This window comes from Undibacterium umbellatum, assembly GCF_014284125.1.
Taxonomy (GTDB): Bacteria; Pseudomonadota; Gammaproteobacteria; order Burkholderiales; family Burkholderiaceae_D; genus Undibacterium; species Undibacterium umbellatum.
On the sequence record NZ_JACOFX010000002.1, the window covers coordinates 588,497 to 615,018 of the forward strand.

25 protein-coding genes are annotated in these 26,522 nt (G+C 52.3%); 9 read left to right on the plus strand and 16 right to left on the minus strand.

Annotated elements, in window-relative coordinates; translation table 11 throughout:
- The first annotated feature begins 155 nt into the window (after window positions 1–155).
- From H8L47_RS07055 to H8L47_RS07075, 5 genes are all read left to right on the plus strand, one after another.
- Window positions 156–1,994, plus strand: a complete 1,839-nt coding sequence (locus H8L47_RS07055; protein WP_186952709.1) for an HSP90 family protein — start codon at window positions 156–158, stop codon at window positions 1,992–1,994.
- Window positions 1,985–3,127 carry a tetratricopeptide repeat protein gene (locus tag H8L47_RS07060; RefSeq protein WP_186952712.1) on the plus strand — a complete coding sequence of 381 codons (1,143 nt, stop codon included), beginning with the start codon at window positions 1,985–1,987 and terminating at the stop codon, window positions 3,125–3,127. The genes H8L47_RS07055 and H8L47_RS07060 overlap by 10 nt, the downstream gene beginning before the upstream one ends.
- A gap of 211 nt (window positions 3,128–3,338) precedes the next feature.
- On the plus strand, window positions 3,339–3,779 hold the full coding sequence (locus H8L47_RS07065; protein WP_186952714.1) for a hypothetical protein: 441 nt from the start codon (window positions 3,339–3,341) through the stop codon (window positions 3,777–3,779).
- 123 nt (window positions 3,780–3,902) lie between these two features.
- Window positions 3,903–5,213 carry a hypothetical protein gene (locus H8L47_RS07070; protein ID WP_186952717.1) on the plus strand — a complete coding sequence of 437 codons (1,311 nt, stop codon included), beginning with the start codon at window positions 3,903–3,905 and terminating at the stop codon, window positions 5,211–5,213.
- A gap of 84 nt (window positions 5,214–5,297) precedes the next feature.
- Window positions 5,298–5,972, plus strand: a complete 675-nt coding sequence (locus tag H8L47_RS07075; RefSeq protein WP_186952718.1) for a DUF2238 domain-containing protein — start codon at window positions 5,298–5,300, stop codon at window positions 5,970–5,972.
- Window positions 5,973–6,051: 79 nt separating this feature from the next.
- Here the strand turns inward: H8L47_RS07075 and H8L47_RS07080 are convergent, their stop codons facing one another.
- Together H8L47_RS07080 and H8L47_RS07085 are read right to left on the minus strand one after the other, a co-directional pair.
- Complete coding sequence (locus H8L47_RS07080) at window positions 6,052–6,768, minus strand: cytochrome c biogenesis CcdA family protein (RefSeq protein WP_186952721.1); 717 nt, start codon at window positions 6,766–6,768, stop codon at window positions 6,052–6,054.
- A 25-nt stretch (window positions 6,769–6,793) separates the two neighbouring features.
- Window positions 6,794–7,219 (minus strand): thioredoxin family protein, encoded by a 426-nt coding sequence (locus tag H8L47_RS07085; protein WP_186952724.1) that lies wholly within the window; start codon window positions 7,217–7,219, stop codon window positions 6,794–6,796.
- A gap of 208 nt (window positions 7,220–7,427) precedes the next feature.
- Here H8L47_RS07085 and H8L47_RS07090 point away from each other — a divergent pair, with 208 nt between their 5' ends.
- Window positions 7,428–7,742 carry a hypothetical protein gene (locus H8L47_RS07090; RefSeq protein WP_186952727.1) on the plus strand — a complete coding sequence of 105 codons (315 nt, stop codon included), beginning with the start codon at window positions 7,428–7,430 and terminating at the stop codon, window positions 7,740–7,742.
- An 87-nt stretch (window positions 7,743–7,829) separates the two neighbouring features.
- Here H8L47_RS07090 and H8L47_RS07095 read toward each other — a convergent pair whose 3' ends face one another.
- From H8L47_RS07095 to H8L47_RS07105, 3 genes are all read right to left on the minus strand, one after another.
- Window positions 7,830–8,084, minus strand: coding sequence for a hypothetical protein (locus H8L47_RS07095; RefSeq protein WP_186952730.1), 255 nt, complete (start codon window positions 8,082–8,084; stop codon window positions 7,830–7,832).
- A gap of 182 nt (window positions 8,085–8,266) precedes the next feature.
- Window positions 8,267–10,255, minus strand: a complete 1,989-nt coding sequence (locus tag H8L47_RS07100) for an alkyl/aryl-sulfatase (protein ID WP_230413629.1) — start codon at window positions 10,253–10,255, stop codon at window positions 8,267–8,269.
- 14 nt (window positions 10,256–10,269) lie between these two features.
- Window positions 10,270–11,889 carry a GMC family oxidoreductase gene (locus tag H8L47_RS07105; RefSeq protein ID WP_186952732.1) on the minus strand — a complete coding sequence of 540 codons (1,620 nt, stop codon included), beginning with the start codon at window positions 11,887–11,889 and terminating at the stop codon, window positions 10,270–10,272.
- 134 nt (window positions 11,890–12,023) lie between these two features.
- Between H8L47_RS07105 and H8L47_RS07110 the strand changes: the two genes are divergently transcribed.
- The gene (locus tag H8L47_RS07110) at window positions 12,024–12,935 is read left to right on the plus strand and encodes a LysR family transcriptional regulator (RefSeq protein ID WP_186952733.1); all 912 of its coding nucleotides are present in this window, start codon (window positions 12,024–12,026) and stop codon (window positions 12,933–12,935) included.
- Here the strand turns inward: H8L47_RS07110 and H8L47_RS07115 are convergent.
- From H8L47_RS07115 to H8L47_RS07140, 6 genes are read right to left on the minus strand one after another with little or no spacing between them, the layout of a single operon-like run.
- Window positions 12,901–13,866 carry a haloalkane dehalogenase gene (locus H8L47_RS07115; protein WP_186952736.1) on the minus strand — a complete coding sequence of 322 codons (966 nt, stop codon included), beginning with the start codon at window positions 13,864–13,866 and terminating at the stop codon, window positions 12,901–12,903. The genes H8L47_RS07110 and H8L47_RS07115 overlap by 35 nt on opposite strands.
- Window positions 13,867–13,891: 25 nt before the next feature.
- Entirely contained in the window at window positions 13,892–14,968 is a 1,077-nt protein-coding gene (locus H8L47_RS07120; protein ID WP_186952739.1) for an MBL fold metallo-hydrolase, read from the minus strand.
- Entirely contained in the window at window positions 14,965–16,782 is a 1,818-nt protein-coding gene (locus tag H8L47_RS07125) for an arylsulfatase (protein ID WP_186952742.1), read from the minus strand. Before H8L47_RS07125 ends, H8L47_RS07120 begins: the two co-directional genes overlap by 4 nt.
- Before the next feature lie 2 nt (window positions 16,783–16,784).
- The gene (locus H8L47_RS07130; RefSeq protein WP_186952745.1) at window positions 16,785–17,051 is read right to left on the minus strand and encodes a hypothetical protein; all 267 of its coding nucleotides are present in this window, start codon (window positions 17,049–17,051) and stop codon (window positions 16,785–16,787) included.
- Window positions 17,045–18,379 (minus strand): DsbA family protein, encoded by a 1,335-nt coding sequence (locus tag H8L47_RS07135; RefSeq protein WP_186952747.1) that lies wholly within the window; start codon window positions 18,377–18,379, stop codon window positions 17,045–17,047. The genes H8L47_RS07130 and H8L47_RS07135 overlap by 7 nt, the downstream gene beginning before the upstream one ends.
- An 8-nt stretch (window positions 18,380–18,387) precedes the next feature.
- A complete protein-coding gene (locus H8L47_RS07140; RefSeq protein ID WP_186952749.1) occupies window positions 18,388–19,563 on the minus strand; it encodes a SphA family protein in 1,176 nt (391 codons plus the stop codon).
- 226 nt (window positions 19,564–19,789) lie between these two features.
- Here H8L47_RS07140 and H8L47_RS07145 point away from each other — a divergent pair, with 226 nt between their 5' ends.
- On the plus strand, window positions 19,790–20,419 hold the full coding sequence (locus H8L47_RS07145; RefSeq protein WP_186952752.1) for a TetR/AcrR family transcriptional regulator: 630 nt from the start codon (window positions 19,790–19,792) through the stop codon (window positions 20,417–20,419).
- 20 nt (window positions 20,420–20,439) lie between these two features.
- Here H8L47_RS07145 and H8L47_RS07150 read toward each other — a convergent pair whose 3' ends face one another.
- From H8L47_RS07150 to H8L47_RS07160, 3 genes are all read right to left on the minus strand, one after another.
- Window positions 20,440–21,324, minus strand: a complete 885-nt coding sequence (locus H8L47_RS07150) for a hypothetical protein (RefSeq protein WP_186952755.1) — start codon at window positions 21,322–21,324, stop codon at window positions 20,440–20,442.
- Between the two features lie 111 nt (window positions 21,325–21,435).
- Window positions 21,436–22,311 carry an SDR family NAD(P)-dependent oxidoreductase gene (locus H8L47_RS07155; RefSeq protein ID WP_186952756.1) on the minus strand — a complete coding sequence of 292 codons (876 nt, stop codon included), beginning with the start codon at window positions 22,309–22,311 and terminating at the stop codon, window positions 21,436–21,438.
- Window positions 22,308–23,798 (minus strand): flavin-containing monooxygenase, encoded by a 1,491-nt coding sequence (locus H8L47_RS07160; protein ID WP_186952759.1) that lies wholly within the window; start codon window positions 23,796–23,798, stop codon window positions 22,308–22,310. Before H8L47_RS07160 ends, H8L47_RS07155 begins: the two co-directional genes overlap by 4 nt.
- Window positions 23,799–23,997: 199 nt before the next feature.
- Between H8L47_RS07160 and H8L47_RS07165 the strand changes: the two genes are divergently transcribed.
- Window positions 23,998–24,204, plus strand: coding sequence for a hypothetical protein (locus H8L47_RS07165; protein ID WP_186952762.1), 207 nt, complete (start codon window positions 23,998–24,000; stop codon window positions 24,202–24,204).
- A gap of 17 nt (window positions 24,205–24,221) precedes the next feature.
- On the opposite strand, the gene H8L47_RS07170 is transcribed toward H8L47_RS07165, so the two are convergent.
- Entirely contained in the window at window positions 24,222–25,118 is an 897-nt protein-coding gene (locus tag H8L47_RS07170; protein WP_186952765.1) for an alpha/beta hydrolase, read from the minus strand.
- Between the two features lie 21 nt (window positions 25,119–25,139).
- Entirely contained in the window at window positions 25,140–26,507 is a 1,368-nt protein-coding gene (locus H8L47_RS07175; RefSeq protein ID WP_186952768.1) for a DUF1254 domain-containing protein, read from the minus strand.
- Between the last annotated feature and the right edge of the window lie 15 nt (window positions 26,508–26,522).

The following is a 26,522-nucleotide window of genomic DNA, read 5'->3' on the forward strand; positions in this document are numbered from 1 at the left end:
CACGCCCCTCAAACTGTTCGGGCTTGTAATCAAATTTATAGGTGGTTACATAGGGTAACAAACAAACAGATTCAGCAGTGTTAGCATAGAGTCAGGCTATCGTTATATGAATAAATATAGCTATTTGTTTTCCTTACTATCAAAACACAGCCTACATGCTGAAAGAAGCCCCGACTATGGAACACCGTTTCCAGATCAATCTTTCTGGTTTGATCGACCTGTTATCCAATCACCTGTATACACGTCCTGATGTATTCGTGCGTGAGCTTTTGCAAAATGCCAGCGATGCCATGCAGGCCCGCACACGGCTTGCGGCAGAATTTTCTGGCAGCATAGAATTGCATGTTGATGATGACATGCATGCCGTTCGCTTTATCGATACTGGCATAGGGCTGACTGAAGAAGAGATGCATCGCTTTCTGGCGGTGATCGGTGAGTCATCCAAACGTGGTGTATGGGTGGGTCAGGCGCAGGATTATATTGGTCAGTTTGGCATAGGCTTGCTGGCTTGCTTCATCGTTGCAGATGAAATTGAACTGGTCAGCCGCTCGGCCACCAGCCCGGATGCACCAGCATTGCGCTGGCGCGGGCGGCCCGATGGCACCTATGATATTGCCGTGCTGGATGAGGATGTGCCGCCAGGCACTTCGGTCAGGCTGATTGCCAAGCCAGAGTCGCGCTCCTTGTTTACCGCAGACAAAGTGTTTGCAGCGGCCAGCTATTATGGCGGCGTATTGCCCTGGCCTATCGAGGTGACGCACAAGGGCCAGTCAAAGGCGGTGAATGACAGTGAACGCACGCAGACCTTCCCCTGGGATGCCTCACACCTGCCATTATCCTCACGCAAGGCTTTCTTGATGGAGTTTGGTCGTCGCAGCATGGATACGGCATTCTTTGATGCTATCCCGCTGGTATCAGAAACCGGTGGCGTGAATGGTGTTGCCTATGTATTGGAGCGCACTCCTGCGCACAATAGCAAAAGCAAGCACCGGGTTTATCTCAAGCGCATGCTGTTGTCTGACAGCGTGGAAAACTTGTTGCCACCCTGGGCATTTTTTGTACAGTGCGTCGTCAATTGCAGCGAGTTGCGCCCGACTGCAGCGCGCAATGCTTTTCACCAGGATGAAAAACTGCAAAAGACCCAGGAAGAACTGGGCGCTTGCCTGCGCAATTATCTGGTTGATCTGGCCAGACGGGACCCCGCGCAATTGCAAAAATTGATGGCTTATCATCATATGACGCTAAAAGCACTGGCGCTGGAAGACGATGAATTTTTCAAGCTGTTCGCACCCTGGTTTCCTATAGAAACCAATTATGGGCAAAGCACCCTGCAAGTTTATCTGGAGCGCAACCAGCGCATACTGTGTACTGCTGGCGTAGACGCTTTCAGGCAAATTGCCCAGATTGCAGCAGGGCAGGGCATTGATGTCATCAATGCTGGCTATGTCTATGATGCCGAGCTGATGGCAAAATATGGTGAACTGTTTCCACTCACACCCGTACGTTTTGTCGAGCCTTCTGACATTGGCCATCAACTACAAAACTTAAGTGATGAACAGGAGGCGCGACATCAAAACTTCATGCAACTGGCACAAAGCGCACTGGAAGGCCTTGCCTGCACCGTCAAGCTCAAGGTGTTCGAGCCTGGCGATTTGCCTACTTTGTTTGCCTCCAATCGCGATGCCAATATCAGCCGGCAAATGACAGTCAGTACCGAGCATGTAGACGACTTGTGGAAGGACATTGTGACTCAGGTCAAACAAGAAGAAAACAGCGAAATTTATTTTAACTATGGTAACGCATTGGTGCGCCGCCTGATACAACATCCCGATGCCTCGCTGGTGCAACGCATCGTGCAGATATTGTATGTGCAGGCTCTGTTGATGGGGCATTATCCCCTCAGCAGCCGCGAGCTGAACCTGATGAGCGATGGTTTGTCCGGCTTGCTGGAATGGAGTTTGATGGGAACTGGAGAAAAACCGACATGGCACTAGAAAATATGACCGAGGCTGCACTGGCCCGCTCTCTGATTTCGCAGTCTCAGGAATTCGACTATGGATCATCAGAAAAAGCAGATTTGCTGGATCGTGCCATCGTCGCTGCCGACCGTTCCGGCTCCGTTTCATTGCAGTTTGATGCGCGCCATGAACGCATGACGGTTGCCGTCTTTAGCGGTGAAGATGAACTTGCACTGGCCATGTATGCATGGTGCCAGCATATTACTGATACGCGGCCAGATATCATCGACCAGACTTCCATACTCTGGCCGAGCAAGTGGATACTACCCATGTTGCCTGAGTTTTCGCGCATCAACCAAAAGCAGATAGACGCCATCGCCGCCGACATGGCAAAACGGTATGAGGCGCAAAATCTCAGCCGCCGTCCGGTATATGCCAAACGCTCTGAGGTGTATTCCATACAAGGCAATATGAGACAAGCCAGGGAATTTTGGGACAAGGCCATCGCAGAGCCGCGCGATGGCTATGCAGACTGTGCTGCCTGCGAACACAGTTACGCCGTTCGCTTGCTCGCGCAAGAAGGGCGCTACGAAGAAATGATCACTGCTGCCCAGCCCATTCTTGATGGCCACCTGTCTTGCAGCCAGGTGCCGCACATCGATTTGCCTCAGATCATGCTCGCCAAGTATGCCTTGGGGCGCAAGGATGAAGCCCGCGAGTTGTATAAACGCAGCTATCGCCTGATACGTTCAAATATGGAGTATATCCAGCTGGTTGCCATGCTCATCGAATTCAAGGTAGCAGAAAGTGAGATGAAAGATGCTGCCGTGGTCGCCGTGCGTCATTTGCCATGGCTGGTCCAGATCAAACCCGATAAATTGAAGATGCAATATATGCGTGCCCTGCATTGCCTGCTGCTGGCGATTGCTGACAACGCCGAAGGCAAAACCCTGCGGGTCACCGAATGGCTCAAGGCACTGCTTGATGCACTGGAAACGGTCTATGGAACAGCACCAGACAGTGCCGATCTGGCACACAGGGTCAAGCTGCTCACCAGCAAAGTGGGCGAAGCAGGCCTGACTATCGCGGGTAATCTGGATGCACGCAATACCAATGACTATTTCACCAGGCAATGGCATGCGCCTGCATTTACTTATGTAGCGCCATAAGTAGTTGACGTCCACAGGGTTTTAAGGGGGCTTGTTTGCACTCGCCCCTCAGTACTTTTGCTTGCATGTTGAATGCTTCGTTAACAAAGAACTGACGAGTCGGGCGGCGCACACTTAAGTATGGAATAAAAAATGATCAAACTTGCGTACTATGCGGCTCATGAAATGAGCTCAGGTATCAGAGCGCCGTACAGGCAGAAAAGCAGTGACTATGGATGTTACAGGGGCAGACTATACCTATTTTGCTAATATTGACCCGGTCGAAATTGAACTGGCATTCGTAAAAAAAATAAAGGAATTTTGGCCCAGGCCTGTTATGGAAGTCTTTGAACGTGATGAGGACGGTGTAGAAATTTTTTTCGCCAAAGATGCTGAGATGGACTTCGGATTTGCTACCTCAGGTTATTCATTGAATGAAGATGGAGAGGGCTGCTTTATGTTTTATTGCAGGAAATTCTCTCTCTTGCAATGTGAAGCACTGCTCAAAAATGTTACTGCGCCGGATGAAATTAAAGACATAGATGACTATTCTTCAACTCTTGTTTTGAATAATATTTGGGAATACACTTTGGTGTTGCCAGGCTTGAAAGAGGAATCTGATTTTGTGCTTAGGGTACATCAATCTTTTATGGACTTGCTTGCGGTTTCTTGAACCTGGAGGCGACTGCGCAGGATAGTTACCATCTTTTTCTGCTCGTGCACCGTATTTCATGAGTTATGACATAGGCCGGGCGGGCATAAGCCTTTTATAGAATTAACTGTTATTCCAGTCAACATGGCATTTCACTTCCTGTTTTTTAGTCTGTTATTTTTCCATGGAGCCGCACTTGCTCACGATGGCAGCGGATTGTTCTCGTTTGCCGGAAGCGCTGGCGCTGTCGTCGCTCTGGTGGTTGCGATACTGTCGATTTGGCGCGGCTTCGTAAAAAGAAAGAGTGCCTGGGATATGGCTTTCTCGGTGCTGATAAGTAGCATCCTTGCCTTTGTTCTGGTTGCAGTTTGTTGTGTCGCTTTTTATGTGTTGAGCGCCATCTTTATCAAATCCAGATTGCAAGATGAAAGCAAGAAAAATGCGGATGCAACCAAACTGCAGTGGCAACAAAACCCGCTCCGCATCGCAGCGTGTGCGGCTGACTTGCCTGCATTGGAGATGGCACTGGAGCACGCCACAGAAGAAAAGGATCGAATCTCAGGAGTAGTTGAAGAATGCGCGGTCAAGTCAGCAAATACTGCCGTAATGAAAGTGCTTTTGCAGCATAAGCTCAAGCAAAGATCTGGCGAGGGGAATAATAGAGCTGATCTGCATTGCGCCTATCTTGCACCCGCTATGGCTGCTACGAATGTTGCCTTGCTAGAGGTCTTCGTTGAGCAGGGCTTGAAACTTGACTGCAGCGATTACGGAGGACCGATGTGGTGGCGTGGCTTGAGTGCCGCGCATAGTCTGCCTGCACATCATGTGCTGGCCTGGTTGCATTACCTACAGAGCCATGAACTGGATTTGCGCGAACAAAAAGGTGATCGTTCATTGTTGTCCAGTGCAATGAGGTCGTTGCACGCGCCCGTCATTCTATTTGCACTTGACCTCGGTATGGATCCCTATGCAGATGCCGGGGCGAATTATTATGGGCTATCCATGATGCAGTATTGGACGATCAGGCGATTCGATGAAGGTAGTGCTACCAGCAAGGCACAGTTGACAATGGAAGAAAAAAATACTGTGCAAGCGCGCTTGCGTGAACTGACAGCAGTTGAGGCAAACTTTCAGCATGCGCATACAAGCAGCAGGTTCAAGGAATGGGACCACTTGTCTGACGGTGGCGCTGCCTTGTTTGCGTACCTGCTGGAACGCGGTGCCGCTGTCAGGCTTGATCAGGGCGGTGGCAGCATGGTGGACGGCTATCGTAGTACGTCACCCCAGTTAATTGCCGTTCTTGACAGCTTAAGTGATGAGCAATTACGACTATTGTCCTGTCCTGGCGCTACATCAGGACAGCGTAGAACGCTATACGACGACGCCAGGGGTGCACGAAATCATAGCTTGCTGCAATTTCTGGAGCGCAGGAAAATGCAACATGCTTGCTCTTGAACAGCTTCGCGCTGAAATTCAATTATTCGAAAAAGAAGTGGGTGCCAGTAAGAAGTATCAGCACAAACCATCAACATCCCTGCAATGAATAACAGTAAAACCGCGTCCTTCTTATTTGCAATTGCAGTATTTGCCCTGAGCTGGATAAAACCGATCTGGCCCTATGAGCAAGCCTTGCATAGCTCACTGACTGTGCTTGGCCTCATCATGCTTGGCTACTATGCCAGAAAAAATCCCATCAGCAATACCAGCTTCCTGATGATTTGCCTGTTCATGGCTGCTCACTGTGTTGCAGCCAGATGGCTGTATTCCAATGTGCCCTATGACGCCTGGATCAAATCACTGACGGGCATGTCCCTGCAAGCCAGCATGGGCTGGAGCCGTAATCATTTCGATCGATTGATACACTTCCTCTACGGCTTTTGCCTGGTGCCAGCATTGATAGAATACTTTCGCCACAAGTACACGCCCAGGCTCAGCCACTGCCTGATGTTGTCACTGACCGCCATCATGGTCAGCAGTCTTTTCTATGAGTGGTTTGAATGGCTCATCGCGATCACCATGCCCGCCGAAGACGCCGAAGCCTACAACGGCCAACAAGGCGATATCTGGGATGCCCATAAAGACATGCTTGCCGCGACCCTGGGGGCATTGGTGTGGGTGCCGGTGTATCGGTATGGTAGTAAGTCTGACGGAGCGATTGTTGATGTGGCACGGAATTTCAAAATACAGGAACCGCGCAATGGCCCAATTCCATAATTGCCTGTGTAGGAGCAGCTTCAACCGCGAAACGCTACTCCTGTCAACCTGACCTGCTCGCAGCACGCAATGAGCACGGTCAAAATCGCGTTGTCAAATCCTGGAGCATACTTGGCATATGGCTGGTCAATAGTGTTTCCAGTGATTTATCTGATCCAGTAATGATCAAGCCACCTACCAAGAGCAGTGCCAAGCCCATCATTTTTTTGCCGCGACGCCCCGCTACAGCCATGGTTTTCTTGGTGTTGCTTATCGTTGCTCGGGAGCCATAGGCCAAGACACCCATGGGCAGGGCAGCACCTATTCCAAATACCAGCATGGTGAGCAGTGTATGCCAATAGTTGTTGCCACCTGCCGCCATGGTGATTGCTGCACCTAATGTAGGGCCGATACAAGGGGTCCAAACCACGCCCAACATCATGCCTAGCAAGCCCTGAGTAAGTACGCTGTCTGCCCTGAAGCTGGAGAGGCGGGTATTTGCCGTATTGGTAAAAGGCGTCGTCAATTTGATAAAGGCCTGTTGCAATACGGGTAGCAAGAACATGGCACCCAACAATAACATCAGTATCGCGCTGGCAGTCTTTACATGCCTTGCATCGATGCCTAAGCCACTACCAAATACAGCGAGTAAGGTGCCCATGGTGGTATAAGATACGACGACGCCAGACAGCAAGGCCAGAGGTGCCCAGCGGTTTGTTTGCAAGGCGCTGGACATAATAATGGGCACAAGGGGCAAAACGCATGGTGACAGTGTAGATAAGGCTCCTGCCAGGAGACTGAATAAGAAGGTGATCACGACGATTGCCCTTGTGCCGTGCCGCTTACAGGGATTTACGGATGAACTGGCGGATTTGTTCTTTGTCGGTAATGCCAGCCGTGCGTTCAACTTCCAGTGGGCCCTTGGCTGCGATCAGTGTTGATTGATTCTTGACTCCCAATTGCTCGACCAAACCTTTATCCGCATCAAAGTCGATTTTGAAAACAATGACGTCCTTGAATTCTGGCTCTTTTATCAGCGATTCAATAATGAGGTTTTGCTTGGCGCAGACAGGGCACCAGGTAGCATGTACATGCATGATGATGGGCTTCTTGGCGCTTGCTGCCTGTTTATAGACTTCCATGTTGGCTGGAACGATTTCTCCAGCAGTGGCGGTACCAGCCGCCATGCCAGCCATTAAGAATGAGGCGGACAGCAATAAACCGGTGAAAGCACGGCGACCTGTTGTTGACTGTTGTTTACTGAACATGATGTTTATCTTTCGAAAGTATTTAAAGGCTCCGCGTGGCATACAAGGCCATGAACGGGAATTGATTGTGTACAGTGAGTGCACTCTCAAGTAGCAAGAGTCGCTAAGATAGAAAAAGGATTCATCGTTTTTTAGATTTTTTCGCATTATTTTTGAATTTGCTTAAAATGTGCTTTTATAAACAGGCAGATTTTTTAAGAGATACATTATGAACAGATATGAAGGAAAGCCTTTTCTCCGTTTGCTGGAGTGCTACGTATTAGCAGCGATTGATCAACTTGATGCCGGTCAGAGCGAGGCATTGAAAAAAATGGAACCGAAACTGGCGGCCGTCTATAACACAAGCGGAACATGGCTCGAGATCGTTCGCGATCAGATGGATTTGCCAGAATCATTCCCGATGAAAATTCGTGAAGTATGGGAAAGCAATTTCGCCAGATTACAGGCAAGTGGCGTTTTAGTTGATCCAAATGAGTTCGCCATGGCATTTATAGATCAAAATTTTCCAGAGGTTACGGAATAGTTCGCACAGGTGCGGCTTGCCTAAGTTAACCCTCCTGCGTTTGTTTGCCTTGGCATGGTTTCTTCGGCGTTTTGCGGGCGTCAGATTCTACACCAGCGGTACAGCCTTCAATGGCTGCCAGGAGTCTGCAAAGACTTGCGAAACAAATGCTTGCAGCTTTGGTGACTCTGGCGTTTCCGGTAAGGGGTGCAGCGTTGGCGGATGCATTAAGCTGCTTTGCTGCAAGGGGTGGTCAGCTTCCAGCGAGACTTCGTGGCCTGTGCAACGCCGGTAAATTGCTTTTACTGCAAGTAGCTCATAGGGATACGCCACCCAACCATGATGTAATGAAGACGTAGTCAAATCTTTTTTCTTGAGGGTCTCGAAAAAATATAGTCCCACCCCTTCTGCTGGACTTTCAGATTTATTAAGTTGCTCTTGGCATGTTCCAGATTAGTAAGAAAGAGGCATTGATTCATCAAATTGCTGCTTTTTACTTCCTTTTTCCTTTCCGCCTGTAAGTGTTACTAGTTGGGGCACAGTACTCACTTCGTCACAATCGCAAACGTTCCCGCCGCCTTGTCGATGAGGCCAAAGAAGCGTACCAGATCTATCTTGCTGCCATCCACCTTCAAGTCATCACTGAACAGTGTATCTTTGACGCCAGCCGTTCCTGCCATCATCTTGATGAAGATGGGTTTGGTCAATGTGAGCGTGGCATTGGCGTTTTTTGCTGGTTCGGCTTTTTTGTGGTGTAGTACGGCGTTTTCTATCCATAGCACGTAGGATTCTTTGGTGTCGGTCAGTACCAAATTGAGTTTGTAGTCTTTGCCCTCGGCATCGGGGCCGTTGAGGCCTGCGGCCATGGCTTCGAGGAAGCGTTCTATCGGGGTTTGGCTCAGCATGTCTATCATGGTTGCGCGGTTGACGCCTTTGGCGGGTGGGCCGTTGCGTAGTTCGGTGGCGGCGGTCAGGTAACTGTTGCGCCAGGTGGATGCTTCTGCTGCATAGCCCATTTGCTCGTAGGTGCGGGCCAGTAATTCTTTGGCGTTTTTGTTTTTACTGTCGGCGAAAACAACGTGGTTCAGCAGTTCTGCTGTCCAGCGATAATCGCCTTTGTCAAAAGATGCTTGCGCAGCGGCGATGGCCTTGTCTGCGCCGCCCAGTAAGTCTACATAGCGTTTGGCAGATTCTTGTGGTGGCAGGCGATTGAGGTTGGCGGGGTTGCCGTCATAAGCACCCAGATAAAACTGATACACGGCTTTGACATTGTGGCGCAGGTCGCCATAGTAGCCTCGTGCTCCGAAATAGCTTTCCAGTGATTTGGGCAGCTTGATCTTGTCGGCGATTTCATAGGGAGTGTAACCGGCATTGATGAGACGTACGGTCTGGTCGTGGGTGTATTTGTAAACATCGCGCTGTTTGGTGATGAATTCTGCGATGCGTGGTTTGCCCCAGACTGGCCAGTTGTGCTGGCCAAAATAGACTTCGGCATCGGCACTTTGTGCTAAGGCCTGTTCGAGGTAGCCGCCCCAGCGCTGGGCATCGCGGGCTTTGGCACCGCGTACAGGCAAGAGATTGTGCATGGTTTGCGCGAGTATCTCGGCGCCGGCATAGGCCTTTTTATCGGGGATGCTGAAGGTCAGTTCTGAGGGCGCTTCTGCGCCTGGCACATTGTGGAAAACAAAATTGACGCCATCGAGCGTCAGCTCCTGGGTTTTCTGCGTGATGAGCTGGTTGGGTTCCAGCACGCCTATGCTGCCATAGGCGACACCTTTACCAAGGCCAGTATCGACCAGGCCCTTGGCTGAGCGCTCAAGGTCTTTACCAAACTGGTAACCAGAGCGCCTGGCCATGGCGGTGCCGACGAGGATGTTTTCGCTGGTGGCTTCTTCCATGAAACCATCAGGGGCGATGACAGGGATTTTTTTGCTTGCCACTTCTTCGGGGGTGATGACACCGAGGGCACCACCAAAATGATCAGCATGGCTATGGGTGAAGATGATGGCGGTCACAGGTTTGTCACCCAGGCGCTTGCGGGCAAAGGCAATGGCACTTGCCGCACTTTCTTTGGCAGTCAGCGGGTCGACGATGATCCAGCCTGTCTTGCCTTCGATGATAGTCATATTGGCGATATCAAAACCGCGTAATTGATAGATGCCATCGGTGACTTTGAACAGGCCGATTTGCGCATTGAGCTTAGCATGCCGCCACAGGCTGGGGTTGACAGTGGACGGGGCTGCACCTTCTATGAATTTCCATGCATCGAAATCGATGAGCACTTCACCTGCGGGGCCGAGAATTTTGCCTTCTGGTTTGGCGATGAGACCACGTTTGGCATTTTCAAAATCCTGCTGGTCATCCAGTGCCAGACTTTGTGCGATGTCGGCATTGGCTTTGACGGTGGTGGCCGTGGCATCACCCATGGCAGTGTTGCCCGGTTTTTGGCTACAGGCGGTCAGTAGCATGGCTGCCGTGGCTGCCAAAGTCAGAGCCACAGTTTTTTTGAGGCAAAGGTGCTGAGGTGTTTTCATATCGTCTCCAGTGTCTATAAATTATCAACCCTGATCATATCGGCTGCTTTTTCTGCAATCATGATAGTTGGTGCATTGGTATTGCCGCCTATCAGTGTGGGCATGATGGAGGCATCTACGACGCGCAAGCCTTGCATGCCCATTACCCGCAGACGCTCATCGACGACAGCCATGGCATCTGTGGCCTGGCCCATCTTGCAAGTGCCTGCTGGGTGGTACTGGGTATCTGCCCTTTGCCTGATATCTTGCTGCAAGCCTGCGATATCATCTGCCCGGGTGGGGTAGAGCATGGCGCCGCGCATGTGATCGAATACGCTGGATGCAAATAGCTTATGCTGGAATTGCGCGCCGCGCACCAGTAAATCGAGATCGCGCTCATCGCTTAAAAAACGCGGGTCGATGACCGGGGATGCATGCGGGTCTTTGCTGGCCAGGCTGACCGTGCCATGGCTGTGTGGGCGCAAGACATCAATGTGGCTGGAGATGCCATGCCCCAGATGCGGTTTGCGCGCATGGTCATCGACCAGAGCAATGACGAAGACAATTTGCAAGTCAGGTACGCTTAGGCTGGGGTCGGATCGCAGAAACGCACCGGCTTCGGCATAAGTGCTGGTGACCATGCCAGTGCGATGTTGCCGCCATTCCCACATGGCCTTGCTCATTTTTGTCATACCACTGAGCGACAAGCCAAAGGTAGCGTCTTTGGCGGCGCTGCCTTTGCTCCGCCAGCTTTGTACATAGTCGATATGGTCTTGCAGATTCTTGCCTACACCAGGCAAGTCGTGCACAAGCTGGATGCCTTGCTTTTGCAATTCGCTGGCCTGGCCTATTCCGGACAGCAGCAGTAGTTGTGGCGAGCCAAAGGCACCGCCAGACAGGATAACTTCACGACGGGCTCGTATTTGTTTCAGTTCACCAGTCTGATGGTATTCAATTCCAACCGCGCGCTTGCCCTCGAACAGGATGCGGGCAGCGACAGCATGGGTGACGACGTGCAGATTGGGACGCGCCAGATTGGGTGTCAGGTAAGCCTTGGCAGCGCTGCAGCGCTCGCCATTTTTATGCGTAACCTGGTAAAGAAAAGCGCCTTCCTGCTGTTCGCCATTGTAGTCCTGGTTTTGTGGCAAACCGCATTCAGATGCTGCCTGAATGAACAGGTGGTTGATCTCGCTTTGATGACGCGGGTAGCAGACATTCAGCGGTCCACCCTGACCGTGGTAGCTATTCTGTATATCTTCATTATGTTCGGCGCGTTTGAAGTAGGGTAATACCTCATCATAGGCCCAGCCTGTATTGCCGAGGGCAGCCCAATGATCATAGTCCCGCCGGTGACCCCGTACATAGAGCATGGCATTGATGGAGCTGGAGCCACCCAGGGTCTTGCCGCGTGGCTGATAGCCGCAACGGCCATTCAAGCCCGCTTGCGGCACGGTCTGGTAGCCATAGTTATGGTATTTGATTGGTACGATGGCGGCCACACCTGCAGGCGCATGGATCAGCACGCTCTTGTCCGGACCTCCTGCTTCGAGCAAGGCCAGACTGATGTTGGGATCTTCCGTCAGCCGGGCTGCGAGCACGCAACCGGCTGAGCCACTGCCTACGACGATGTAGTCGAATTCCTGGGGTTTTGGCATTTCTTGTCTCCTGATGTTATCGAGTGTAAGAGGCTAATTTTTTGGTGTCCAATGCATTCTTGGGCTAGAATCAATGCAGTGCATGCATGGATTGATGGTTGTTTTTGCATGCTTTAATGGCAGGAAGGGATACCGTGGAATTGAAACGTCTCAAGCACGTCGTTGCAGTGGCAGATGAAAAGAATTTTGCCCGGGCGGCAGAGCGCGTGCATCTGTCGCAGTCTGCCCTGAGTCGCAGCATACAGGCGGCGGAAACCGAGCTGGGTGTGCAATTGTTTGACCGTGGCACGATAGAAGTGACGGCTACCCCTGCCGGTAACTTTTTCATAGAACGGGCCCGCAAGCTTTTGTTTGACAGCCGCTGCCTGCAAAGAGACATAGAGCTGTACCGCAGCAAGCAGATCGGTGATCTGGCCATAGGAGTAGGGCCTTTTCCCGCAGCGACGCTGTTGCCCATGCTGATGCCTGAATTGAGGCAACACTTTGCGGGTGTCAATTTGCGCGTTGAAGTCAATAACTGGGAATATCTGGCCGAGCATTTGCGCAATGAAGAACTGGATTTCTTTGTGGCTGACACCCGTGACCTTCCGCCCGGCCAGGACCTGGACATCAACTTGCTGGCACGCCAGCGCGGTGGGTTTTTTGTACGTGCGCATCATCCTTTATTGAGCAAGCCGCGCAGCCTGCCTGCCGATATTTTGCAATACGGCCTGGCATCGGTACGCTTACCGCAAGCCATACGCAAGGCGCTGGCGCAATTGCTGGGTTTGCCCGTTAATGCGAACTTGCCTATCGCACTGGAATGCGATGATGTGCTGACACTCAAACGCGCTGCACTGGAATCTGACACCATACTGGCCGCCATCAATGCAGCCGTGGCAGATGAAATCCGGCGCGGGCAAATTGTGCCGCTGGTGATAGAGGGCATACCGACCATGCATTCAGAATTGGGCATCGTTTCTTTGCGGGGGCGCAGTCATTCACCAGTGGCGCAGTTTGTGATAGGCAGGTTCAAAGAGTTGGCGGACTCGCATGCGCAACAGTAGCGGCGTCATGAGTCCCGCCGCCAGTCTCACGCACAAACCTGACTATCGCCGCCGCGACTTCTTCGCCTTTGTCTTCCTGCAAAAAATGTCCGGCATTGCGGGTAATCGCATGCGGTTGGCCTTGTGCACCTGGCACCAGTTCTTGCCAGGCTTTGTAGCCGCCACGGGTGACAGGGTCGCGGTTGCTGAATAGCGTCAGGAAGGGTTTGTCCCAGCGCTTGAATACTTCCCAGGCGTGCTCATTGCGTTGCCGTTCGGGATCATCTGGCGTGGTTGGTACAAAGCCGGGGAAGAGGCGGGCTGCGATGCGGTAGGAGCGGCCAGGGAAGGGCGCATCATAGGCGGCAATTTCTGCTTTGCTTAAACCATGCACACAACCACTCTTGACGATGCGGCCTATGGGGAACCAGGGGCTGTAACGTGAAAATGCCCTCCAGATTTTAAATGCTTTGGGAACGGCCATCGTACCGGTAGGCAGGGCACCATTGGCCAGCACGATGCGCTCAAAACGCTCAGGCTCTTCTGCTGCCATGCGCAGGCCGATGAGGGAACCCCAGTCCTGGCAAAATAAGGTCAGGCCACGCAAGTCATTGGCGACCAGCCAGGCCTTCATCCACGACACATGATTGAGGTAGGAATAATCTTTCCTGCTTGCCGGTTTATCCGAGCGGCCAAAGCCAACCAGGTCAGGCGCAATGACGCGGAAACCCGCTGCCAGCAAGACCGGGATCATCTTGCGGTATAAATAAGACCAGGTTGGTTCGCCATGCATGAGCAGGATGGGCGTTGCATTGCGTGGGCCTTCATCAATGCAGGCGATGCGCAGGCCACCTATCTCGCTATAGTGTGGCTGGTAAGGGAAGTCGGGGATGTGGGCAAATCGATGTTCGGGAGTACGCAAGAATTTTTCTACGACAGGTAGTGCTGACATGCTGAACCTCAATGATGAAAAACGATTAGAAGCGTTTGCTGAAAACAATCTGTTTGCTATTCGCGGGCATGCTGACAAAGTCGCCATCGACACCGACCTTGATTTTTCCTTGATAGATATTGCCTGCATCACCCAGAAAGGCAGATTCCATACCCGGCAGGGGCAAGGGTGGTGCAATATGGTTCAATAGCAAGGCTCCCACGTTGGCATCTCGCGCAATTTCAGCGGCTTGCTCAGGTGTGGTGTGATAATTGGTGATGTCATTGAAGATTTTTTTCAAATGCACCTTGCCAGCCTTGTCAGCCGCTTTTTCCAGCAAGTTGGTCAGAGGAACAGACAAGGCTTCATGCAGCAACAAGTCCACGTTCCTGGCGTGTGCTTGCACGGTTGCAGACTTGATGGTGTCGCCGCTGATGAGCAAGCTGCGGCCTTTATAGTTGATGCGATAACCCACTGCTGGGTGGATGGGGCCATGTTCCACTGTGAAGGCGATGATTTCCAGGTCGGCATCCTTGATCAGTGTCACAGTGCCCGGTGCCGGTGGCGCGAAACTTTTGACCATGCCACCAAAGCCACTGGGCGGCATGGTCGCTTCACCATGGTGGGCCACGCGGTAGCCCTGGTCCGGTTTATAGGCTTGCATGATGCCCTGCACCACAGTCTCAACGCCTTTGGGGCCATACACAGGAACCGGGTTCTCGTTACTGGCAGATACCCAGCGCTGCAATAGAAACTCGCCCATGCCATCGATATGGTCGGAATGAAAATGCGTGAGGAAGACAGCATCAACTTGCCCTGGACTAAAACCCATCTTGCCCAGATTGCGTACCGTGCCACTGCCCACGTCAAAGATGAATTGGCGTTGTCCGGCGATGACCAGAGTGCAGGGGCCAGAGCGTTTGTCGTCAGGGAAGGGCGAACCCGCTCCACATAAACCAACATGCAAGCCATCGGGCAATTCTGCCAGGGGATTGGCATTCAGTCGCTGGGCTATCATTCTCTCAGCGATCGCCAGGCTGATGGGAGTACGCAGCAAGTACAGGCCAAAGACCAGCAAGACCAGGATACTTAGTGTGATGATAAAAAAACGCTGCCTTTTCATGACTTGGCCTTGTTCAGGGTTGTGCGGCGTCGGCGCATCAGCAGATAGCCCGCCGTGACCAGACCCAGCAAGAGCAGGATAGCTGGATATTTAAAGCGCGGGATATATACATGCACCATCGCATTGGTGAATACCTGCTGGGTAGGCTCGTAACCTTCGGGCATAGGTAATACCCCATTATCTTTGGCATATTGCGCATAGGCAGCCTGCATGCTGGAAAACACCTCTGGCAGGCTGGTTTGCAGGTCCCGGGTTTCGCCAGGGTCAAGCTGGATATCATATAAATGCCAGCGGCCATCACCGACAGGTGGCAGGTTTTTCACCAGCTTGTAGTCGCCTCTGAACAATGCCTGGTTGCCAGATAATTCATAGCCTATGTTTTCATCGGTCGGGTGGACCCTCTCTTTGCCATCAAACAGCACCGGGATCAGGCTGCTGCCGCGCATGGTTTCTACCGGCTTGCCCTGGTAACTGCCATTTGGTCTGGGGGTGTTCGCCAGCTCCAGTATCGTCGGCGCTATATCAATGATGTGGGTAAAGCTCTGGTGAATGCGGTTTTGCTGCATGCCCTTGCCAGCGATGATCAGCGGTACGCGTATGCCACCTTCACCGGCATAGAATTTATAGGTACTCAGAGGCGAGGCGGCAGCGCTGCTCCAGCTTGGGCCTATGATGCTGTAGGCTCCCTTGTCGCCGAGTTTGTCGATATCGCTGTCGTAGTACATGTCCAGCCACAGGCGTGCACTGAGCATGGCATAGGGGTCGGATGCTTCTGCCCCATTGTCTGACATGAACATGAAGATGGTATTGTCATACTGGCCGCTTTGCTTCAATGCCGCAATCAGCCGTCCTACGTGGTAGTCCATGGCTTCAGCCATGCCTGCATACACTTCCATGCGCCTGGCCTGGTAGGCTTGCTCGGCGGCTGTCAGCGCCTCCCAGTCTTTGGTGGTGGACATGGTGACCATGGGCGTGTCTTTGGGCAGCAGGCCCAGCGCAATCGCACGGTCGCGCCTGGCCTGGCGCAGGGCAGTCCAGCCGTCTTTATAATTACCCTTGTACTTTTCGATGAATGAACGCGGGGCCTGCAAGGGAATATGATTGGCCTGGAAGGCGACATAGGCAAAGAAGGGCTGTGCCTGTTTGCCAGCCTGTTCATCAGTGCGGATGTAGTTGATCATCCGGTCCACATAATATTCTGAAGAGTAAAACTCCTTGGGCATGCTGGCTTCCTTGCCATCCTCATACCAGTAAACCTTGTCAGTCAGGTCGAGATAGCGTTTGCCGGTTTCCCAGTTATCCGAGCCACTGTCGCCCTGGATGATGGAGCGCTCAAAACCACGCTGGTCTGGCAGATTGTGCCTCTCTTTGCCAACATGCCATTTTCCTGCAACATAGGTGCGATAGCCTGCATCTTTCAACAAGCTGGCAACAGTCACGACGCGGTCATTCAGGACACTCAGGTAACCTGGCTTGCCCTCATGTTCCAGGGGAATGGTTTCGCGCATATTGCCGACACCATTGAGATGATTGTCCACTCCGGTGAGTAGCATGGAGCGGGTAGGTGAGCAAGAAGCACTGACATGGAAATTGGAAAAGCGCGTGCCCTGTCTGGCAAGTGCATCCAGATTGGGTGTGGCGATTTCACTGCCAAAGGCACCCACATCGCTAAAGCCCCAGTCGTCAGCCAGCAAGACCACGATATTGGGTCTGGAGGGTTTGCCTGCGCTGCCAGGTGGGGACGGCGGCAATTCGCTGGCCTGGGCAAGATGGCTGGCAAGACAAATCAGGGCGAGCAAGCGAGTGGCGCGCATGCTTATTCCTTGACGGATTTCAGTTTGAGCAGCGGCTGCCAATGCAGCAGGCCAAACAGGATCGTCAGCAGCAGGCTCATCCACATGGGGCCACGATACTTGCCCAGATGCTTGAATACGGCTACGGCCTCCAGTGCATGAATGATCAGCAAGAGCCCGGCCAGATTGATGCACGGTCCTGTATAGGCCGGGGGCAGCAAACCTGCCAGCGCAGCAAGAGCCAGTACATAGATCAGCAGGCAGGATAGTTTGAGGATATTAGTCAGCATGTTTGGCCTTGTTTGGATAATTGTTCGTCGGAATCTGCCATTTTTTGCAAGAGATTGGCGATGACCCATAAGCGATCTTGCCCCCAGACTGCAGCGCCAGCGCAATAAAACGAGGGTACGCCCCACAGGCCCAGGGCGAACATCGCTTCCCGGTTGATCTCAGCAGTGTTGCGCCAGGTCTCATCATGCAGCGCCAGTTGGACATCTGCCCAGGGCAGGCCCGCCCGCTCGGCGATTTTGCGCAAACCGCGATCGCTGCCAGCATCGAGTCCCTCGGCCCAGACGCCGCGCATAAAAGACAATATATAGTCTTGCCCTCGTCCCAGGTTTTCAGCCAGTGGTATTAGGGCAAGGCCTCGTTCTGTAGGGCGGCCTACCGGGTCGTTCAAGCGACCAAAAGGAATATGGCGGACATGGGCTTCGCGTGCTGTATCCATGGCGATGTAGCGTCTTTTGTTGGCAGGCACTGGCAAGCCGCGCATCACCATCGGAAGGAGGAAACGCAAGTTGATTTTCGTTCCCGTTAGCTGGCACAGTTTGAATACCCGCTCGGCAACGATGGCTGAATAGGGGCTACGCAAGGAAAAGAAAAAATCGATTTCTGGCGGCTGCGCAATACTGAGCGGCCCGGTCAGATCTGTGGGGGGCGGATACAGGTAGCCCAGATCGCTGCCCAGTTCCTCTTGCAGTCTTTGTTCCAGGTGATAGAGTCTGTCTACACCCCAGTACCATTCTCCCTCATACCAGAAACAGGCACCCAGGTAATGGCCCAGTGCCTTTCTCAGAGCATTTGCGCGTTGCATGTCTGCTACCGTTAATTCTTCCGTAGCAGGGGGGACTTTCAGTGTCACAGCTGCCAGTTCCGTGATCGCATGTGCTGCAGTCCACAGAGCGGCACTGATGCTGTCCACAAGCTGCGTGAATTGTCCGGTATGGATGGCCGCTACCAGCAAGCGGTTCGCCATGCTGATGTTTTCTGCTGAGGGTTGTTGCGCGAAGTCGGTAAATGGAAAGCCAAAATGCTGCGCCAGCAGTTGCCCGTCCTGACGGCTATAGGCTTGCAACTTATCGCGTTCAGGTGCCGCCGCCTGTTCAGGTGGGCTGACCACGTGCGGTAGAATTTCCAATGGATACTTTTGCTGCATGGCGACCAGACTATGCGCCGCCAGTACGCTATAGGGGTCATCTGCCTGGTGGAAATAATGAAGCTGCCTTACCGTGCCGCTGCGCAATCGTGCCCGCACCGCCCGTTCGCGCAGCTGAAGCAAGCGCGAACGCCCCAGTATGTGCTGGGTAATCACAGGCATCAACAGGCTTTTGATGGACATGCTCCGTTTTACCAGGCTTTGATGAAGCGCAACTGCAAGGTACGCGATACTAGGGCATTACTGCCGCCAAAGCTCTGGCTATAGTGCAAATTGAACCCTGCCTCCTTGCCTGGCAACTTGTAGGATAAAAATGGTCCTGCGGCATAACTCTTGTAACGATTACCGCCTGCAGGCGCACCTGTGCCACTGTCATCGGTTATCTGGTTGATGGCCAGTACGTTCGAGCCGAATGCCCAATTACCCGAAACCTTGATGATGCCGGCTTCTGCATAAACAAAATTGCCGCTGCGATAATTGGTATCCTTGTTGGTACTGTTCATGCCAAATGACAGCCTGCCTGCAATGGTGACGCCGCTATCCCAGACTTCGCTGGCGTGATTGGGATTGAGGGAATAACTGACAGCCACACCGGGACGCAAAGTGTAAAAATTACCAAAGCCGGGGTTGGGGCCCCTGTCCTTATTGTAGTTGCCGGTAGGCACAAATAAGGAAACACCAGCGGCGATCTTCAGACGGTCTTGCTGTTTGATCCAAACCATGGACAGCTCGGTATCGCCCATACCTGAAGTATCTGCATTCTGGCTGGCCAGGGTGCTGGCGACAGCTGCCTGTACCTGTGCATTGGCTGCCGCCGCCACGCCGTTGATTGCACCGCGCAAAGCTGCTGGCAAGGCAGGGTTGGGCGTAGGGCTGACTGTGCCAGCCGGGCTCACAGCCGTAAATGTGCGGCTTTGCTTGATCAGGGGGATATTCATGGCAAAGGCAATATGCCCGTCGCCATACGTGCTTTGTGTCAGGTAACCGGCCAGGATATTGATCTGGGTTTGCGGCTGGTCAAATCCTATGGCTGCGGCAGGTACATTGAGCGTATATGTGCCATCTGGTACCGCACCCTTGGTCAGGGTGCCTGTGGGGAGCGGCAGGCTGCGGGCGGGTAGGCTGATATCATTGCCATCGCCATCGACGACTTTATAGATACTGGTAGTGGAAAGTGCCGCTGTGCCAAAAAAGCCGGGATTTTCTATCGAAGCGGCCATCTCACCGCCAAACACGCCGACCGGGGATTGCCTGAGTTTATAGCCTTCTCCCGCTAATGCTGTCATGGTGCAGCAGGCCAGTGCCACGCCACTCAAGGCTTGGCCTAGTTGCAAAACAGGCCGCATCACATTGTGTTTATGTTCCATGTTTGTCTCCGTTATTTGAAAGGGCTCTGCGGCCTGTTGTTTTATAGTCTCTCAATACATATGTGTACTGATACTGCTAATGTAGAGTCCGGTGGCGCAACTTGTCAAGAATTAAAATACACAAGTGTATGGATTTTGTCTGCTTGTTGTGGCCGCGTCGTGCTCGACTTAAAATGCTGACTTTGCAAGCGCTGATCTGTATCAGGGTAGACGAACAAGGGAAGATATGAAAGCAGCACCAAAAACAAGAAAAACCTCGGAAGGTCCCAGACTCAGCCGTGAAGACTGGATCGATGCCGCCTTCAAGGCAGTGGTCGATGGCGGCTTTGATAATGTCAGGGTTCTGGTGCTGGCAGACAAGCTGGGCGTGACGCGCGGCAGCTTTTACTGGCATTTTGCGGACCATGCAGAACTGGTCAGCGATCTCCTCAAGCAATGGCGCGATTACCAGCGTGAGCAAGACCGCATCGCCCGTAGCGAAATTGACCCAGACCCACAAAAAGATCTGGAACGACTCATCGACATCGCTTTGCGCCACGGCGGCAAAGATCTGGAATATATGCGCTTTGAACTGGCACTGCGTGGCTACGGCAGGCGTGATGCCGAGGTCGCCAAGATGCTGGTTGACGTAGATCAGGAGCGCATGGACATGGTCAAAGAAAAATACATGCGTCTGACAAATAACGATGCGCAAAAATCACAGGAACTCGCATCCCTGTTTTACCTCGCTATCGTCGGCAGTTACCAGGCCCTGAGCCGCCCGGTCAACCCGCCGATGATCAGGGAATACCTCAAGAACATTATTGCTAATTACCTGGTGCAGGAGCAGCAGTCGAGCAAGGCTAAAAAGAAGTAAGGAAGTACTGAGGTATTTTTTTAAGGGAATAAAGATAAAGCTGGCATGTGATTTTGAGCATGATTTCTCAAAAAATTGATGATGGGCACATAATTTTCATAGTCACAATCAAGCAGCGCTAGGCTGGCATCGAAGTGTCCTAAATTTCGGGCAATCTCTGCCTTTAACAAGCGCTCGTCAATATTCGTTTCGTCTAAAATTGCAGAAAGCTTATTCAGATTTAATCTTGTTTCCTCTGTTAATAACCATTCTGACGTGGCATCGCTTTGGCGATATAGGTCATTGTCTCTTTGCATGATCATCTTGCGCAGAAATTTTTCTTGTTCCGTATCGAGTAATGATGCACTCTCTTGCAAAATTTCCTGGTACTTTTTTGCGGTGAAAATTCTCACGGGAGGCAGGGCTTTGAGCCACTCTTCTGGAAAGTCTTTTTGTACAGGAACGATATGTTCGATGACTACGTAAGGGACGTTTAAAGCTTGCAGCCTCTTCCTTGCATAGTCGTAGGCGTCGTCCCGATCAAATAAAGGATTCAAATGAATTTCGTGACGGCTGACGATGGTTTTCGCTTCTGCAAATGAGCACTTGGAAACTTCACGAACAATTTTCATTAACAATACAGTGCTGATATTGACGGTAGGAATCCTTACTTCAAATTCGGTTCGTGTGTCAGTATGGAATGTGAAGCTATCTGCCATGCCTAATTCATGCAGATGCTCACGCCAAATTGCCTTGCCACAACTTGGACACAGACCTACACATTCATTGTCGATGACGTGAAAAATTTCGTCATATCCATCCGTCCAGTAAGCTCCAAAAAAAACGAAGCGAGAAGCCAGGGTAACGTATCTAAGCAATTGCTCACAAGAATCGCAGTTTTTTATCAGGTAGGGGCCGGGAGTCATGTTGAAGGGGGATACTTTTTCTGTAACGATAAGGTCGGGGCTGCGTTTTTTACAGCGCGGATTTTAGCTCAGTATTGCATAGTTATTTGCTATTTGAAAATGACGATTTCTTTAAGAATGTTTGCGCTGCCTGCGCAACATTCCAGCAAACCAGGCTGATGCCCTGGCTGGAAATAGACGGTAGAAAAAATCACCGACTCTTGCATCAGCGCCTATCAGCAAACGTGTCTTGCGCTTGTTGACTGCATTTATGATGGCTATTGCTGCCTGTTCAGGGCTGGTGCGGGCGATGCGCTTGAATTGTTTGTTCAGGCTTTCTGCATTTGCCGCCATGGCGGTGATATTGCCCAGCCTTGCCTGTTCAACCAGGCGAGTACGTATGCCGCCTGGGTGTACGCATAGTACATGGATGCCATATTTGCTGCCAGTTTCGTCTTTACGACTCACCCGCAATTCTTCGCGCAAGCTGTCAGAAAATGCCCTGACTGCTGCCTTGCTGGCATTGTAGAAGGACTGAGTAGGCAGCGATAACATGGCGAAGATGCTGGAGATGTTAACGATGACAGCGTCAGGCCTGGCGTGCATCTGTGGCGCGAAGGCCCGGCAACCGTGAACGACGCCCCAGAAATTGATATCCATCAGCCAGTGTGCATCTGCCAGCTTGCCACTTAGTACGGGGGCAACCAGGGCCACGCCTGCATTATTGAAGAGGACATCGGCACCACCGAACTCTTGCACGGCCGTGGCAGCCAGGGTTTGCACGTCTGCCTCGCTGGCGACATCGCAGCTTTGCGTGAACACGCGCTGGTTTGTTCCTGCTTTCTTGAATTGCCCAGTCAATGCTGCTGCAAGGCTGTTAAGGCGCTGCTGGTCTATATCTGCCAGCAAGAGGTCTGCGCCTGCTTCGGCGCAGGCATGCGCCAGCGCTTCGCCTATGCCGGATGCCGCACCGGTGATCACCACAAGTTTTTTGTGTAGGGATTTCATATTGTTTTGCCTATGTTGGGCAGGGCATGAAATTCTGCCCAGTCAAATTGCCTGAGGCGACGGCGGAACAGGAAAGTAAAGTCTGGCCACAGGGTGCGGTTACTGCCATCTGCGGCCAGATACCAGCTGTGGCAACCACCGCTATTCCAGACACTGCCGACAAGTTTGCCTTGTACAGCCTGGTTGTAGTTGTTCTGCACCTCAGCCCTGACATCAAATGCCCTCGCCTTTTTTTTGTCGAGTGCGCGCAGGGCAGCCAGTACGAAATTGATTTGCGACTCTATCATATAGACTTGGGAATTATGTCCCAGCCCAGTGTTTGGGCCCGTCATGATGAACAGGTTGGGGAAGCCATGCACTACCGTACCCAGGTGAGCCTGCGGCCCTTGTGCCCAACTTTGGTTGAGATCTGCGCCATCGCGCCCTGTAATGTCGAATGGTGCACCGGCGTCTGCCACCTGAAAGCCAGTGGCAGCGATCAGCACATCCAGTTGATGAACGCTGCCATCGGCGCAGATGACGCCGTTTGCCGTCGCCCGTGTCACGCCATGCGGGATCAGTTGCACATTCGGTTCTTGCAAGGCAGGGTAAAAATCATCCGACAATAAAATGCGCTTGCAGCCTATGGTGTAATTGGGCGTCAGTTTTTTGCGCAAGGACTCATCCTTGACGCGATGTCGCAGATAACTTTCTACTTGTTTCTGCGCCCGGCGCAGCAGCCATTGCGCGCGGGTGAAGGCATACATGCGTGATTCCAGTTTGATGTAAGTCAGCTTGCGGCTCAGTTGCTGGCGCCAAGGCTGGGCGTGATAGCTGCGGCGCCTGGCTTCCGAAACCGCCTCGTCATTGCGCGGGATGATCCAGGCTGGCGTGCGCTGAAATAACGTCAGGCTGCCGCATTGCGCGGCAATTGCAGGAACGATCTGTATGGCGCTGGCTCCAGTGCCGATGACACCAACGCGCTTGCCACGCAAGTCCACATCATGCCGCCAGCGGGCGGAGTGAAACAGGTCACCCTGAAAGGCATCGAGATTTTCTATCTTGGGCATTTGCGGACGACTAAGGCCACCCGTCCCTGCTGCCAGAGTGCGGGCGCGCAATTCTTCGCCACTGGCCAGTTGTACCAGCCAGTGACTCTGCTCTTCTATCCATTTGGCACTGACGACTCTGGCATTAAATTGCATGCCATGTCTTACTCCACCTTGGTCGGCACAGCGTTGCATATAGGCGGCAATTTCTGCCTGTGGTGGGTAGAGACGCGTCCAGTCTGGATTTGGCATGAAGGAAAACGAATACAGGTTGGACGGGATATCACAGGCCGCACCAGGATAATGGTTGTCACGCCAGGTGCCGCCCAGGGTTTCAGCCTGTTCCAGTAAATGCCAGTCATATCCTGCTTTTTGCATGGTGATTGCCAGGCCAAGACCTGAGAAGCCACTGCCGACGATGAGGATATCGAAAACTTTGTTTGTGCTTGCGCTTGTCATTGGCTGGCCTTGCTGTAGATGGGTTCGCGGACTGTTAAATTTGAATCTGACGTTAACAGTACACTAGTGTATTGAAAAAATATACTGCCCCAGACGATAAATTTATTTGTGGGCCTTTTCGTGGTGGAATAGAAAAGAAAAGTACAGATCAACCTGTGGCTATAATGCTGCTTCGATGTTTGCCAGAGGCAGATTTTTTATGACAACTGCAAAGGTGCTTGGACAGTTCGTCCGCGTCGGTAGTGATGTTGGTGTTATCGTTGGCTACTATGGCATGCCTGATGTGCCTGAAGATCACTATGCCATTTGGTATGGTCAATTGGCCGCAGATGGCGTTACGCCTTCAGCGCGTACCGTGCCTGTGGAACATTGTGTGCTCGTGGATAAGCATGAGTTCTATCATTAAGTTGCTAGGACTTGAATTTACCCTTTGCTCTGCTCTTTTATGAACCCGGCGGCCTGCCGCAGACTGATCCTTGCCTCTGGCAAATTCACCATCGTCGGCCATACATGGGGCAAGTTGCTCTCTAATATCAGAGTGCTGCTGACACCTGCATTGAGAGCAGCCTGATGCAGGCGGGTGGCGTCATCCAGTAAGACTTCATGACGGCTGGCAAAAATTTGTAGCGGCGGCAATCCTTGCAAGTCAGCATACAGGGGTGAGGCCAGTTCATTTTTTGCTGGTGTGTCCTGCAAATATAGTGCTGCTGCCTTGGGCAGACTATCAGGCGAGAACATGACATCGGCATTGGCTTGGGTTTGCATGCTGGCCCCTTCACAAGCCAGGTCTACCCAAGGTGAAAACAGAACTGCTGCCGCAGGCATGGGCAGGCCAGCCTTGCGTGCTGCCAGCAGGCAGGCCATGGCAAGCCCACCACCAGCGGAATCACCGGCGACAATGATCTTGCTGGCGAGCGTGGTTTTCAATAACTCCTGGTACCAGGCCAGGGCATCTTCGACTGCCGCCGGATAAGCGTGCTCAGGTGCCAGACGGTAATCAACAGAGCAAACTTTAGCCTGGGCTACTCGGCTCAGATAGGCACAGACAGGTTTGTGGCTCTCTATGCTACAAAAGAAATAACCGCCACCATGAAAATACAAGATCGTTCTATCGCTTTGTGCAGCCTGAAACCAGGCGGCTGCGCACAGGCCAGCACTGGCTGTCACAGAGGTAAATGTAATATCGGCCGGCAAGTGGCTTTGGTAGCGCAGCATGCGAGCGATCTTCTCTCTGGCCTTTGCTACGTCAATCGCCGCACCAGGCTTGGGTTTGAAGCGATAACGCAAGTAAATATTAGTGAGAAAGGAGGACAGACTCATAAGTATGTTTGCTGGAAAATTTTAATCAAGTCGCTCGATTGCTGGCATATGCCAGCGACCTTCAAGTGCTGCTGCCTTGGGCCAGTATAGTCTGGCGTTCAGTGCAAAACCCTGCCCCTGCTTGACTGGTAGCCAGTTGGCTTGCCATTTGTCTGGCGGTGCAGAGGCTTGGATGTAGAGATCAAGTGAGCCATCTTCATTCATGACCAGTGCATCGCGGCTGCCGATGGCATGGCGCTGCATGATGTTTTCGATGAGGAAATCATCAGTGCCATAAGCTGTGACAGACCAGAATGCCTTCGCTGGTGGCAGTTGATCTGGTGGGAAATGCAACCTGTAGCGCTTGCTGCCATCCAAGGGTTGGCCTTGCACGTCGACACCGGCGCTCGGGTAAATGGCATCGGCAGGCAGGTTGGCTCCCAGCCCTATCATTGCTACCACAGCACGGATGTTATAGTCAGTTCCATAATTGCCAAGAATGGCTGGTGGCGTCACCCAGCCATTGACAGCATCACGTGGCTTTTTCAATTCTTGTGCGATCTTCCTGTCAGCCAGCCATCTGCCCAGGGAGATGCAGTTTTTTTCCAGCCATGACCAGTCTGGTGCTGCGCCAGGAACGATGCCTATGCGGCGCATTTTTTCCAGCATGGGTGCATCCGCTGCAACTGGAGGATTGTCTTGCATGAGCTTGCTCAGATGGCTAAAGAAATGCCTCACATCCATTTGCCGCATTTGAACGATGGGCGGCAGAGATTTTTCCGGCTGGGGTCGCCAGATGGGGGCTGCTTCAGGTTTATTTTCCTGCCAGTCAGCCAGGCTGCGAAATTGCAGGCCATCCTGTAACTTATGGACGACAGCAAAGTCTTCCGCGCCATTGGTCTGGGTACGGCCAATGAGCCAGACAATTCGAGTCGGCGCACGCAGGACTTGCATGCCGGACGGCACTTCGCCCTGCCAGTTTGCCGGGACCAAAAGATATTTGCCGCCAGAATTGCCAGTGACGCGGCTGCCAGGTGCGGCAAAGACATTGGTCCATGCATCCATGAAGGGCATGACTTCATAGCGTTGCTGGTTGGCAGGCATCTCAAATACCCAGGGGCCTTGCTGCATGTCGATGAAGGCTGTAGTGTAGAGTGTATCGACATTGGGCCTCACCACATCCCTGAAGTTGGCGTCCGGGAATTGCCGGACACGCCGTAAATGATTTTCCGGGCCTATGCTTTGAACCGTAGTCTGGCGCGTCAACTCCATCATCACCAGTGGATAGCCAAACACATAAGTTTCTGCTCCACCCTTGATATAGTCAAGTTTTGCGTATAGCAAGGCGGCAGTGGCGAGCAGGAAAGCGAGAATAATCCAGCCTGCCTGCTTCAGTCTTTTCAAGTACATGGGCGCAGTATCAGT